Consider the following 12,941-nt stretch of genomic DNA (forward strand, 5'->3'; position numbering starts at 1 on the left):
ATACTTAGTTTATAATTTATTATTTATAGTTTATAGAGCAAGCCTGCTATACAGCGAAGCCGCTGTTAACTATCAACTACTTTTCGAGGCACTCAAAAAGCCCATCTAAAGCCTTATCCGGATCACCGGTTTCGTTGAGCAGGGTTACAAACTTGCTGCCGATGATGGCTCCCGCCGCATTATCCTGAGCACTGGTAAGGGTCTGCTTGTTGCTGATGCCAAAACCTATCATGCGTGGGTTGCGCAGATTCATGCCGTTGATGTGGTTGAAATAAGCCAGCTTGGCATCGCCGAAACTGCTCTGGGCGCCCGTGATGCTCGCGGAGCTGACCATATAGATGAAACCATCGGTATGCTCATCGATGAAACGGATGCGCTCCTCGCTGGTTTCTGGCGTAATCATCATGATGACACGGTTGTCATACTTGTCGGCTATGGGTTTTACCACCTTCAGATAATCATCAAAGGGAAGGTCTGGGATGATGGTGCCGCTCACTCCGCTCTCTACGCAGCTCTTGAAGAAAGCCTCAATGCCGTAGTGCATGATTGGGTTCAGGTATCCCATCAGCACGAGTGGAAGCTGCACTTCATCCTTGATTTCCTTCAACTGAGCGAAGAGTTTCTTCACCGTCATTCCGTTCTTCAGAGCCACGGTTCCGGCACTCTGGATAACAGGACCATCAGCCAACGGATCACTGAAAGGGATTCCTACCTCAATCATATCTATCCCCTTGCGCTCCATCGCCTTAATTACATCACCGGTACCTTCCAAAGTTGGGCATCCGGCGCAGAAATACAAGCTCAAAAGCTTGCGGTCTTTATTGTGTGCAAATAATGCATTTATCTTATTCATTTTTTTACTTTTTTATTTTTTACCTTTTTACTTTTTTACCTTTTTACCTTTAAAAGGAATTCCTTGAGTTTCTCTACATCCTTCAGTCCCGGTTCTATCTCAAACCTGGAGTTGAGGTCGATTCCTACGCATCGGGGATGATGGAAAGACAGGATACGGGAAGCATCTTCCGAACCGATGCCGCCACTCAACAGGAATGGAACATCGCCATCATATTCATCCAGTACCTGCCAGTCAAACTGCTGACCACTTCCGCCCACCGTCTTACATTTGGTGTCGAAAAGGAAGTAGTCAACAGCGCCTACATACTCCTTATATTTCTGAATGTCCCCGGCAGTGGAAACACTAATGGCTTTGATTATCTTCATATTCCCCTTTGCTGCACGCAGCTGCTCACACAGTTCCCTGCTCTCGCTTCCATGCATCTGCACCGCATTCAGAGAGAATGAATGAATCTTATCCAACATATTGGAAATGGAATCATTTACGAAGACTCCCACTCGGCACACATTGCGGTCAGCACCAGAGCGAGCCACCACATGACTGGCATACCGTGGAGACTTAGGATAGAAGATAAATCCCATCATATCAACGCCGAGTTGCGCAACCTGCTTTACATTACCAGGTTCACGCATTCCACAAACCTTTACAAACATTTTCTTTATTATTTCAACTGCTTAATAAACTCTTGAAGCGCCACGCCCGGGTCAGCCTGTTTCATGAACTGTTCGCCCATCAGGAAACCTCTGAAGCCGCCTTTTTCTCTCAACCGGAGAACCGTCTGCGGGGTGGAGATGCCACTCTCGCTCACCCTGCACACATCCTTCGGAAGTTTCTCTGCCAATCTGAAGCTGTTCTCCACATCCGTAAAGAAGGTTCCGAGATTTCGGTTGTTGATGCCGTACATATCCGGTTCCAGTTCAGCATACTCGAAGTCGCGCTCATTATGCATCTCGAGCAGTACCTCCATGCCCAGCTGGTGTGCCATGTTCATGAGTTGCTTACACTCCTCCTTGGTCAGGCAGGCCGCAATGAGCAGCACGGCAGAAGCTCCGCAATATCTCGCCTGCAGCAGCTGGTATTCCTCTACCACGAAGTTCTTATATAAGATAGGTAGGGTAACGCCCACATGGCGCGCCTCCTGAATATACTCATCATATCCTCCGAAGTAATCAATGTCGGTGAGGATGCTGAGCGCCGAGGCTCCGTTCTGCTGGTAGGCGAGCGGGATGATGCTCGGCTTACCTTCCTGTTTGATCCAGCCCTTGGAAGGCGATTTGCGCTTGAACTCAGCGATGATTCCCGTCTCCGAGTTCATCAGCGCCTCCTTCATGCTTCCGCCCGGCACCTTTCCCCCATCTTCCTGCATTTTCTGCTCGGTGAGGGTTATCATCTGCCGTGGCTGGATAAAGCGCTTGCGCTGCTCAATCTCGATTCTTTTATGAGCCACAATTTCCTCTAAAATATCAGCCATTTTTTTCGTTTTTTTATTTAAGATAAAGACTGGGGAACCAGCGATGGAATCGCTGGAAACGGGGGCGCAAAGGGGGACAAAGGGGTTAAGGCTCCTTTTACCTTTTTACCCTTTTACCTTTTTACCTTTAAAGCCCCTTTAACTGTTGATCTCTACGAATTTCTTGAAGGTAGCGAGTGCCTTACCCGAGTCAATGCTCTCTCTTGCTATCTCCACACATTCCTCTATGCTCTTCTGTCCCTTCTCCATTACCTGGATGCCGAAGGCTGCATTGGCGAGAACGATGTTCTTCTGGGCTGGGAGGGCACGGTTTTCAAGCACTGCATCAAAGATGTCCTTAGCCTCTTCCTCGGTTGCTCCGCCTCGCACCTCTTCCGGTTTGGCTATCTCGAAACCGAGATCCTGAGGCTTGAAGATCTTCTCATAGTTGTTGGTGGTTACCTTGAAGTCGCTGGTGAGTGAAATTTCATCATATCCGTCGATGCTGTTCACAATGCCGTAGTCGATGCCCAACTTCTGGTAAACCTGGTTGTAGAGGCGCATCTGGTCGAGATTGGCTACACCCAGCAACTGGCACTTAGGCTGACTAGGATTTACAAGAGGACCTAACAGGTTGAACACGGTAGGAAACTGCAAAGCCTTGCGGATAGGACCCACAAACTTCATTGCCTTGGCGAAGAGCTGGGCATGAAGATAAACGATGCCTGCCTCGTTGATGCTGCGGTTCAGCTTGTCTATATCATCGGTAAACTGGACACCGTGGTTCCTGATGACGTTGCTGGCACCGCTCACCGAAGTAGCCGCATAGTTGCCGTGCTTTGCCACCTTGTAACCCGCACCCGCAATGACGAAGCAGGAAGTAGTAGAAATGTTAAAGGTGTTCTTGCGGTCACCACCGGTTCCCACCACGTCAATGTAGCGGTCGCAATCCAGGATGGCTGGCACGTCTGTGGCAAGAATTCCATCACGGAAACCGAGCAGTTCATCTACCGTTACGCCTCTCATCTGCAAACCGGTGAGCAGGGCTGTAATCTGTTCCTCAGGAAATTCACTCTTGGTGATTCCTACAATGATGTCTCGGGTTTCCTCACGAGAAAGTTCCTCGTGGTTCAACATTCTGTTCAAAATGTCCTTCATTTCCATAGTTAATATCTCCTATATTTTTTGTTTTTATTTTTCGTTGTAAAAGAAAAGGGGCCTGTCGTAAGTTACGGCAGACCCCTAGTATATTATGTTGTTCACATCCACATACAGCGTCTCGACTCACGACTTCTGGAATCTTGAGTTACGCCACCACCATGATGTAGATACGAATGTATTCATATTGCTTTTTCTTTTAATTGTTTGTTACTACCAAAAACGAGGCGTTTCTTTCTTTTTAACGAAAAGATTCTCCTTCGTTCTTCATTTCTACTGCAAAAGTACAGTTTTTCTTTTAAACTACAAACTTTTTGTCGAGAAATTTTAAGATTTAACACTATTTTATCATCTAAATCACCATTTCGCCCACTTTTTCTTCCCCTTCTCTCCCCTACACCTTTTTATATATACGGAGAAAAGAAAAAAATATTTCATTATATTTAGGGAGAAAAGAAAAAAATATTTCGCCGAAATGTAATAATCTGCCAGACGTGCCGTTATTTATCTAGAGGACAGGTAACAGGCGGAGGAAAACTCCACAGAAAGAAATGTCCGTTCTTGAAAGCAACAGATAAAAGTAGTATTCATTCAAAAAAAGATTCACGCCTATGAAGCAAGTATTTACACCAAAGAAAATGAGACCTTCGGCTCAGACCATCTACTTCATCAAGCAGATAGCCTACTCCTATCATACCATGGTGCAAAATGGGAAGCTAAAGGTGTGCTATCCTAACTAAAAGAAGAAGAAAGATGAAAACAATGGTATCCCCTTCATTGCTCTCAGCCAACTTCATTGACTTGAAGAGTGATATAGAGATGATTAACAAGAGTGAGGCCGACTGGCTCCACCTCGATGTGATGGATGGTGTCTTCGTGCCCAACATCTCGTTCGGCTTCCCTGTAATAGAAGCCGTGAGCAAGGTGTGCACCAAGCCCCTCGACGTCCACTTTATGATACAGCACCCGGAAAATTACATTGAGCAGACTGCCAAGCTCGGTGCCATGATGATGAACGTGCACTACGAGGCCTGCACCCATCTGCACCGCACCATCCAGCAGATTCATGCAGCAGGCATGAAGGCAGGAGTTACCCTCAACCCTTCTACCCCGGTATGTGTGCTGGAAGACATCATCTGCGCTGTAGACATGGTACTTTTGATGAGCGTTAACCCAGGCTTCGGCGGACAGAAATTCATCGAGAACACCATCAAGAAGATAGGCCGTCTGCGCCAGCTCATCAAAGAGAGCGGAAGCCAGGCACTCATCGAGGTAGATGGCGGCGTGCAGGCAGAAACTGCTCCAAGACTGGTAAAAGCCGGAGTAGACGTGCTGGTAAGCGGAAGTTATGTATTCAAGAGCACAGACCCTTATGCTACCATCCATGCCTTGAAAGAACTCCACTAATCAAGATTCAGATAGATATTGTGCTCCTTAGCCATCTTGCGGAGGTTAAGGAGCGCATAACGCATTCTTCCTAGACTCGTATTGATGCTCACATTGGTACATTCGGCTATGTCCTTGAAAGACATCTGCTGATAAAAACGCATATAAACTACTTCGCGTTGTGGAGCCGGCAGAAAGTCTACCAGTTTCTTCACATCACGGAGCACCTGTTTGCGTACCATCTCCTGCTCAGCACAGTCTGCCTGAAAATCTTCGCCTCGCAGACAGGAAAGATCATTACCGTTCCCCTGTTCTACCATGCGGAACACACACTGACTGCGATAACCATCGATGATGACATTATGCGCTATGCGCATTAACCACGAAATAAATTTGCCCGAACTGGAATACTGGCCAGCATGCAAACGACTGATTGCCTTCACGAATGTCTCCTGGAAGATATCATTCGCCAGATCCTCATCGTGAACCACGAAAAGGATATAAGAGAACAGTTTTACCTCGTTGCGGGAAAGCAACAGGTCAAAGGCTCTGTTGTCACCCCCGACATAAGCCAGGGCCAACTCTTCGTCTGTCATTTCATTGAGTTTACTCATTTTCTTAATCTTATTTTATTCATTAAGTAAATGTCTATCTAATAGGCTACCCAGTATTTATTGCGTTAATAATGTTAAATATCGTTGCAAAGGTAATATTTTATTTTGAAAACGCCAAACTTTTTGGCAAAAACATTTATTTTTAACATTACCCGTACTTGTTTTCCAAATAAAATTCGTAACTTTGCACCGATGTGTTAAGCATCAAACCCAACAAACGAATAAACTGATTCATACAAACGAATAAATACATTTAAAAATCATAAAACTAGAACAAAGACAATGAAGAAATTCTTTAAGACCCTACTCGTTGCTCTGCTCCTCATCCCTACCTGCGCTTGGGCAGATAATGGATGGAACGATGCTGAATATCAGCGCATTGAACAGAGCATACAGTTGCCTAACATCAAGCAGGCAACCAAGAAGTATGTAATTTCTGCCTATGGAGCCAAGCAGAACGCTTCGGCTGCACAGAACCAGAAGGCAATCAACAAACTCATCGCCCTCGTTTCTAAGAAAGGTGGCGGTACCATAGCCATACCGAAGGGTACCTGGCGCACAGGAGCCATTGAGATGAAGAGCTTCGTAGAACTGAATCTCGAAGAAGGTGCCGTACTGCAGTTTGCCTTTGAGCCAAAACTCTATCCGCTGGTTCGCACCGCATGGGAAGGACTGGCATGCTGGAACTACTCTCCATGCATCTATGCCTACAAGGTTTCCGACATCGCCATTACCGGTAGAGGTACCATCGACGGAGGCGGCAACAATGATACATGGTGGCAGTGGAACGGCAACCCTCACTTCGGATACAAGGAGGGCGTAACCAAGGAACACCAGAAGATGGGCTCCCGCGCCAGACTGCAGAAAATGGCAGAAGACGGCGTGCCTTTTGATGAGCGTAAGTTCGGTATGGGACAGGGTCTCCGCCCTCAGCTCGTCAACTTCGTACGCTCTGAGCGCATCCTCATCAAGGATGTAAAGATGATCAACTCGCCTTTCTGGGTGATGCACCCTCTGCTCTGCAAGGACATCACGGTAGACGGCGTAACTGTTTGGAACGAAGGACCTAACGGAGACGGATGCGACCCTGAGGCATGCGAGAATGTACTCATCCAGAACTGTATCTTCCACACCGGCGACGACTGCATCGCCATCAAGAGCGGACGAAACAACGACGGTCGTCTCTGGAACAAACCATCCAAGAATATCATCATCCGCAACTGCCGCATGGAAGACGGACATGGTGGCGTAGTCATCGGTTCTGAGATTTCAGGCGGATGCGAGAATGTATACGCCGAGAACTGCGAGATGGATTCTCCTCACCTGGAGCGCATCCTCCGCATCAAGACCAACAACTGCCGCGGCGGACTCATCCAGAACATCCACATGCGCAAGGTTACCGTAGGACAGTGTAAGGAAGCCGTGCTCAAAATCAACCTCGACTATGAGCCAAGAGAGGCTTGCTACCGCGGATTTGAACCTACCGTGCGCAACGTGAGCATGGAAGATGTTACCTGCCAGAAGAGTAACTACGGTGTGCTCATCATCGGTGGAAACAAGGTAGAAAACGTATACGACATCCATGTAAAGAACTGTAAGTTCGACGGTGTCATCAAGCAGCCTACCAAGGTTACCGGCAAGACAAGAAACGTGAAGTTTGACAACCTCATCATCAACGGCTCCCTGGTTCTCAACAAGGAAGACCGTCCTTACCAGACCTACTCAGAGTGGCTCACTCACAGCGAGATGCAGCGCGTACCTCAGTCTTACCTGCTCGACTTCAGCAAGAAGCCAAAGTGGAGCTACGTAATGGGCATTGAGATGGAAGGTATGCTCGACACCTACCTCCATTACAAAGGCGGAAAGAGCACCTTCAAGGGAGCTGATGCCGAAGCCAACAACGAGGCAATCATCAACTATCTGAAAGAATATCCAGCCAAGATGATTGACGAAAAGGGAAACATCACAGGCTACAAATATGAGGATTTCAACCTCGACAATGTGCGCACTGCGAAGTTCATCCTCCGCATGCACAACCTCTTCCCTAGCAAGAGCAGCGAACTGGCACTGAAGACGCTCTTCAAGCAGTTGCAGAACCAGCCTCGCACCAAGGAAGGCGTTTACTGGCACAAGGCAATCTACGCCAACCAGGTTTGGCTCGACGGCATCTTCATGGGACTGCCTTTCTACTGCAACTACGCCGTTCAGAACCTCAAGCCTAAGAAGGCGAAGAAGATTCTCGACGATGCGGTAGACCAGATTGTGAAGACCGACCTGCGTACCTACGACGAGAAGACCCAACTCTGGAAGCATGCATGGGACGAAACCCACAGCCAGTTCTGGGCAAACAAGGAAGACGGAAAGAGCCAGCATACCTGGGCAAGAGCCCTCGGATGGTACGTCATGGCAATGACCGAATGCCTCGACGCCATGCCAGAAGATTATGCCCGCCGCGGTGAAATCATCACCTTATTAAATAAGGCAATGAAGAGCGTGGTAAAATACCAGGATAAGAAGACGGGCGTATGGTACGACGTAATGGATGTAAAGGATCCTCGCAACTACCTGGAGAGCACCGCTTCAAGCATGTTTGCCTATGTTCTCCTCAAGGGTTACCGCAAGGGATACCTCGGAAAGGAATATCAGGAAGCAGGTATCAAGGCTTATGAGGGTATCCTGAACAACTTCATCAAGGTAAACCCAGACAAGACCATCAGCCTTACACGCTGCTGTGCTGTCAGCGGACTCGGCCCTGGACCTGGCCCATACGTAAAGAAGCCAAACTACAAGCGCGACGGCAGCTTCAACTATTACATGAGCGAGCCTATCCGCGACAATGATGCCAAGGGCGTAGGTCCTTTCATCTGGGCTAGTCTGGAAATGGAAATGCAGGGGTTGAACAAATAAACTGCAAAGGTTTGAAAAATATCAAATTCAAATGAATAACAAGAAGATATTAACAAGTATGGCAGCAGCACTGGTAAGTGCTGCTGCTTTGGCACAAACTCCAGCCTTTCCGGGCGCAGAAGGTCACGGAAGATACGTAACCGGCGGAAGAGGCGGAAAAGTAGTACACGTAACCAACCTCAACGACAGCGGAACGGGTTCTTTCAGAGAGGCTGTCAAGTCGGGTAATAGAATCATCGTCTTCGATGTGGCTGGCGTCATCGCCCTGAAGTCTGATCTCAAGATAGGTGACAACATCACCATCCTCGGACAGACTGCCCCATCTCCGGGCATCACCCTCAGATATTACACCGTTCTACCGGGCAACAACAACATCATCCGTTTCCTCCGCATACGCCGCGGAGAGGAAAAGAACATCAATGACGGTGCAGATGCTACCTGGCAGCGCAACAAGACCGGCATCATCTTCGACCACTGTTCCTTCAGTTGGAGCATCGATGAGGTGGCTTCATTCTACGACAACAACAATTTCACCATGCAGTGGTGTACCGTTGCCGAGAGTCTTACCAATCCGGGCCACTCTAAGGGAGCACATGGTTACGGTGGCATCTGGGGAGGTAAGCTTGCCAGCTTCCACCACAACTTCGTAGGCCATCTCATGAACCGCGGTCCGCGTTTTAATGGTGCACGATACGGATGGACAGGCTACACCAGCAACAAGGATTACGCTACCTACCAGTGGAAGAATACCGTGCAGGCTGAAAACGTAGACTTCCGCAACTGCGTGATGTATAATGCACAAGGAACCTGCTATGGCGGTCCGGGCGGCGGACAGATCAACATCGTGAACAACTACTACAAGGCTGGTCCCAGCCATAGTTTGAAAGGTAAAACTTTGAATGGACTCAAGGTAGATGTAAGCACAGGAAGCGTACGGGAAAATCAGGACCGTATCACCCTTGTCACACATTCTACACAGAGCAACTCCGACAAGAATCATCCTGAGTTATACGACATGACCAGCCGTTACTTCATCAACGGAAACACCACAGAAACCACCAAGGGTTCTGTTACCAAGAATCAGGATTGGAAAGGTATCAGCTACGACAAAGGCATTCCAAGCCTGAACGGAGAATACTACAGTCCGGATGCCAAAAACTTTTATGGTGACAATGTTGCCCATGTAACCATCAGCGGCAAGTCTTGTGTCAAGATCAAGATGGACGCTCCTGCTCCAACAGGAGAAGTTACCACCCACTCTGCTGCCGAATCATTCAGCAAGGTACTGGCATACAGCGGAGCCTCACTCTACCGCGACGAGATTGATGCGCGCTACATGGAAGAAGCAAAGACAGGTACAGCCAAGTACAAGGGAAGTATTACCAAATCACCTGGCATCATCGACAAGGTATCAGATGTAAACGGTTACACCGAGGCAAACTTCGGCACCGCTTCTCGCCCTGCCGACTTCGACACTGATAAGGACGGAATTCCAGATGCATGGGAGATTGCCAACGGCTTAGATTCAAACGACGCCTCAGATGCTCTCACCTACTCGCTTGACAGCAAGGAGTACTACACCAACCTTGAGGTTTACGCCAATTCGCTGGTTGAGGACATCATGAAGCAGGGCAATGCCGATGCAGAGAACAAGGTAGATGAATACTATCCTGCATGGAAGAATCCTACAGGCATCTTGCAAATCACCGGTTCCAATCCCAGTGAGTTGGTCAAAGTAACGTATTACAGCCTCAACGGCACCCTCCTTTCTGCTCCTCAAAAAGGCATCAATATCCGCAAGATGCTGTTTCAGAACGGACAGACCGTAGTGGATAAGGTAATAAAGGAATAAAACTTCTTATAAAACAAAAAGGGCATCCCCATGTTTGGGAATGCCCTTTTGTTTTATATGTATATACAATCTGTTACTTTACATACTTCTTACCGTTCTTGATAACAATACCCTTGGCAGAAGAAGAAACCTCCTGACCAGCCATATTATAGGTCTTACCATTCTTCTTGGCTGCAGCAGCGTTTACAGAAGAGATGCCGGTGCTAGTGCCTATCGTATACTTAAAGCCAAAGAAGCCCATTTTAGTACCTGCAGCAAGCACATAGTATGTACCACCCTCAGCAACGCTGAATGTTACAGTACCATTAGACTTCACTGCAATAATGTTCTCGCCCTTCTCGTTCTGTGTGAACTCCTGAGAAGCACCATCCTTAGCAGCAGGCAAATTATAAGAAGCAGGAGCTACCTCTGCAAAATCTGCATCCAAGATATGGAAGCCCTTGGTTGCATTCAATTGAACTGCTACTGTTAAAGAACCTGCTTTTGTGGTCTCGAACTTGTAAGCGCAGCCAGTAGGCTCAGCACCAGAAACCAACTTACCGCTGTTCTTACCACATACGTAAGCAGTAAAATCACCATCAGCCCAATTATCGGTAGCCTTACCATCTGCAAAAGCAGTACCAGCATTCTCCATATAAGTCAAAGTGACATTTTTTACTGACGTAATCTTATCACCAGCATTTACCTTGTCACCTACCTGCACAGCATAAGTTCCCTGAGCATTAACACTTGCAGCCAAAGCTACGGCTGCGATAAGAGTAAAGAATTTCTTCATAATCGTTTTATTTTAAGTTTATATATTATTAATTAGTTGCTGAATAACTTTATTTTAGTTTGATTCATTTACTAGTTGGTTTCGTTGGCAAAATTAGCAAATCATTTTGAGAATCTCAGAAAAATGTAAACCAAAATGAACTAAAACTACGAAAACGATTACGTAAATTCAAACGTCAAGTACCAGAATATAAGAGAGTTTTAGCTAGCAGACACAAAACGGGCTGAAGAGACAGCAGCCCCTTCAGCCCGTTGCAGAACTATATACTAAATTACAGTATTTTATCCTTCCTTTATCTTCCAATCACTAATTGTCCGCTGATTACTATCGTAATTAACACCAATTTTGAACAAGCGTTTACCATCAGCAGAATATGGAATCAGATATCCCTTTTCATCTATCTGTTTGAAAGCTTCTTCGGCAGAACCATCATACTTCAATTCGAAAACAAATACAGCATCAGGCATATATACCACTGCATCAGCCCTGCCTATTGCACTATCCTCCTCTACCCTCATATGGGCGCCCATCAGGTTGAAGATAAGATAGAACACCATCTGGAAATCCCGTTCGTTCTTATTGCTCAAACGGTTGGAGATGCTGGCAAGATACGCTTTCAATCGAATCATTGCTCCCTCTACATCTCCATCATAAAGCATTTCCAGGAAATCACCCACCAGGCTGTTATTATCCAAAGATATTGGTGAAAGATAGTTAGGTGCAAGACTCTTGAGCATACCAATCTTTACCTCCCTGTTAGGATATTCCAAAGTATAACGATGCAGCATCGGATTATACTTCTTGATAGTGAGATAACCGCTCTGATAGAGCAACGGAAGCGCAGAAGTCATCATTTCCGGCGAAACATCAAAGTCATCCACATCACATGATTTCTTCTCAATATCCATCACATTGACGTGATACTTCTGCAATGTCTTAATAAGATAAGACGGAGTACCCGAGCCAAACCAGTAAGGAGCAATATCCCGTGCATTCAGTGCCTTTACCAGGCTGAACGGATTGAAAACATCTTCAGATTTCTTACTGAAATGATAGCCGTCGTAGAATCTTGTCAGCTCTGCCAGGCACTCCTCATACGTCATACCCAGGTCTTCTCCCAAAGCCTCAATATCCGGTTTCATCTGCGTGATAAGCTCCGTCTTGCTGATACCGCAGATGGCGGAGTACTGGTCGAACATGCTGATATTGTCGAGGTTATTCAGCTCGCTGAAGATGCTGAGCTGCGAGAACTTGGTGATACCTGTGATGAAGGTAAACTCCAGGTATGGGTCGAGCTTTTTCAGAGGACTGTAGAAGTTCTGCATGATGCGGCGGAGGGGCTGCAGGTTCTCCTTCTCATGTACCACATCCAGCAATGGGGCATCATATTCATCGATGATGACAACCGTCTTTTCGCCCGTTTGCTCATAAGCACGCTTTACGATACCATCCAGTCTTTCATTAGGATATTTTTCACCTTCTCCCTTACCGTATAGCTTTTCATAGGGCAAAAGCTGCAGATTCAGATAACTGTTCAAGGCATCAGCATCAAAGTGCTTGGCACCGCTCATATCAAAATGAAGCACAGGATGCTTCACCCAATCCTTCTCATAATCAGCTATTGCCAATCCCTCGAAGAGTTCCTTTCTACCCTCGAAATAAGCTTGGAGAGTAGAGGCAAAGAGCGACTTTCCGAATCGTCTTGGACGACTCAGAAAGACATACGACATCTGCTTTTCTCTGAAATCCACGATATATTGGGTCTTATCTACATAGAGATAACCTTTCTCACGGAGTTTTTCGAATGTCTGTATCCCCACAGGGTATTTATTTACTATTTTTGCCATAATCTTACAAACTTTACGTTTTGCGCGGCTAAATTACAAAGAAAATCTGAATTAACCAAAGAAAAAATCAAATAACTTAACTTTCACTTATCAAGA

11 protein-coding genes are annotated in these 12,941 nt (G+C 46.7%); 4 read left to right on the forward strand and 7 right to left on the reverse strand.

Annotated features, from left to right (window positions below; translation table 11 throughout):
* Positions 1 to 76 precede the first annotated feature (76 nt).
* The 4 genes from trpA to trpD form a co-directional block, all read right to left on the reverse strand.
* Complete coding sequence (gene trpA / locus ONT08_RS01370) at positions 77 to 853, reverse strand: tryptophan synthase subunit alpha (protein WP_264958895.1); 777 nt, start codon at positions 851 to 853, stop codon at positions 77 to 79.
* Positions 854 to 888: 35 nt separating this feature from the next.
* Positions 889 to 1,509 (reverse strand): phosphoribosylanthranilate isomerase, encoded by a 621-nt coding sequence (locus ONT08_RS01375; RefSeq protein WP_264958897.1) that lies wholly within the window; start codon positions 1,507 to 1,509, stop codon positions 889 to 891.
* An 8-nt stretch (positions 1,510 to 1,517) separates the two neighbouring features.
* Positions 1,518 to 2,327 (reverse strand): indole-3-glycerol phosphate synthase TrpC, encoded by an 810-nt coding sequence (gene trpC / locus ONT08_RS01380; RefSeq protein ID WP_264958899.1) that lies wholly within the window; start codon positions 2,325 to 2,327, stop codon positions 1,518 to 1,520.
* Between the two features lie 138 nt (positions 2,328 to 2,465).
* Positions 2,466 to 3,470, reverse strand: a complete 1,005-nt coding sequence (trpD, locus tag ONT08_RS01385) for an anthranilate phosphoribosyltransferase (RefSeq protein WP_181985836.1) — start codon at positions 3,468 to 3,470, stop codon at positions 2,466 to 2,468.
* Positions 3,471 to 4,075: 605 nt separating this feature from the next.
* Here trpD and ONT08_RS01390 point away from each other — a divergent pair.
* A complete protein-coding gene (locus ONT08_RS01390; RefSeq protein WP_022120798.1) occupies positions 4,076 to 4,204 on the forward strand; it encodes a hypothetical protein in 129 nt (42 codons plus the stop codon).
* A 13-nt stretch (positions 4,205 to 4,217) separates the two neighbouring features.
* The gene (gene rpe / locus ONT08_RS01395; protein WP_117588206.1) at positions 4,218 to 4,871 is read left to right on the forward strand and encodes a ribulose-phosphate 3-epimerase; all 654 of its coding nucleotides are present in this window, start codon (positions 4,218 to 4,220) and stop codon (positions 4,869 to 4,871) included.
* Here the strand turns inward: rpe and ONT08_RS01400 are convergent.
* Positions 4,868 to 5,464, reverse strand: a complete 597-nt coding sequence (locus ONT08_RS01400) for a sigma-70 family RNA polymerase sigma factor (RefSeq protein ID WP_118201429.1) — start codon at positions 5,462 to 5,464, stop codon at positions 4,868 to 4,870. The genes rpe and ONT08_RS01400 overlap by 4 nt on opposite strands.
* Before the next feature lie 282 nt (positions 5,465 to 5,746).
* Between ONT08_RS01400 and ONT08_RS01405 the strand changes: the two genes are divergently transcribed.
* Both ONT08_RS01405 and ONT08_RS01410 read left to right on the forward strand, forming a co-directional pair.
* A complete protein-coding gene (locus tag ONT08_RS01405) occupies positions 5,747 to 8,371 on the forward strand; it encodes a glycoside hydrolase family 88 protein (protein WP_264958903.1) in 2,625 nt (874 codons plus the stop codon).
* Positions 8,372 to 8,402: 31 nt separating this feature from the next.
* Positions 8,403 to 10,223: a pectate lyase family protein gene (locus ONT08_RS01410; RefSeq protein ID WP_264958905.1), complete on the forward strand. Its 1,821-nt coding sequence runs from the start codon at positions 8,403 to 8,405 to the stop codon at positions 10,221 to 10,223.
* 73 nt (positions 10,224 to 10,296) lie between these two features.
* On the opposite strand, the gene ONT08_RS01415 is transcribed toward ONT08_RS01410, so the two are convergent.
* Together ONT08_RS01415 and ONT08_RS01420 are read right to left on the reverse strand one after the other, a co-directional pair.
* Positions 10,297 to 10,998, reverse strand: coding sequence for a hypothetical protein (locus ONT08_RS01415; RefSeq protein WP_264958906.1), 702 nt, complete (start codon positions 10,996 to 10,998; stop codon positions 10,297 to 10,299).
* Between the two features lie 281 nt (positions 10,999 to 11,279).
* Positions 11,280 to 12,845, reverse strand: a complete 1,566-nt coding sequence (locus ONT08_RS01420; RefSeq protein WP_264958908.1) for an ATP-binding protein — start codon at positions 12,843 to 12,845, stop codon at positions 11,280 to 11,282.
* Positions 12,846 to 12,941 lie beyond the last annotated feature (96 nt).

It is taken from the genome of Segatella copri, assembly GCF_026015465.1.
Taxonomy (GTDB): Bacteria; Bacteroidota; Bacteroidia; order Bacteroidales; family Bacteroidaceae; genus Prevotella; species Prevotella copri_E.

What these genes read in the sequence shown, in the direction of transcription:
- ONT08_RS01400 (WP_118201429.1), bottom strand. Translation starts at nt 5,464, where the DNA reads ATGAGTAAACTCAATGAAATGACAGACGAAGAGTTGGCCCTGGCTTAT.
- trpD (WP_181985836.1), bottom strand. Translation starts at nt 3,470, where the DNA reads ATGGAAATGAAGGACATTTTGAACAGAATGTTGAACCACGAGGAACTT.
- trpA (WP_264958895.1), bottom strand. Translation starts at nt 853, where the DNA reads ATGAATAAGATAAATGCATTATTTGCACACAATAAAGACCGCAAGCTT.
- ONT08_RS01420 (WP_264958908.1), bottom strand. Translation starts at nt 12,845, where the DNA reads ATGGCAAAAATAGTAAATAAATACCCTGTGGGGATACAGACATTCGAA.
- ONT08_RS01410 (WP_264958905.1), top strand. Translation starts at nt 8,403, where the DNA reads ATGAATAACAAGAAGATATTAACAAGTATGGCAGCAGCACTGGTAAGT.
- ONT08_RS01390 (WP_022120798.1), top strand. Translation starts at nt 4,076, where the DNA reads ATGAAGCAAGTATTTACACCAAAGAAAATGAGACCTTCGGCTCAGACC.
- trpC (WP_264958899.1), bottom strand. Translation starts at nt 2,327, where the DNA reads ATGGCTGATATTTTAGAGGAAATTGTGGCTCATAAAAGAATCGAGATT.
- ONT08_RS01405 (WP_264958903.1), top strand. Translation starts at nt 5,747, where the DNA reads ATGAAGAAATTCTTTAAGACCCTACTCGTTGCTCTGCTCCTCATCCCT.
- rpe (WP_117588206.1), top strand. Translation starts at nt 4,218, where the DNA reads ATGAAAACAATGGTATCCCCTTCATTGCTCTCAGCCAACTTCATTGAC.
- ONT08_RS01375 (WP_264958897.1), bottom strand. Translation starts at nt 1,509, where the DNA reads ATGTTTGTAAAGGTTTGTGGAATGCGTGAACCTGGTAATGTAAAGCAG.
- ONT08_RS01415 (WP_264958906.1), bottom strand. Translation starts at nt 10,998, where the DNA reads ATGAAGAAATTCTTTACTCTTATCGCAGCCGTAGCTTTGGCTGCAAGT.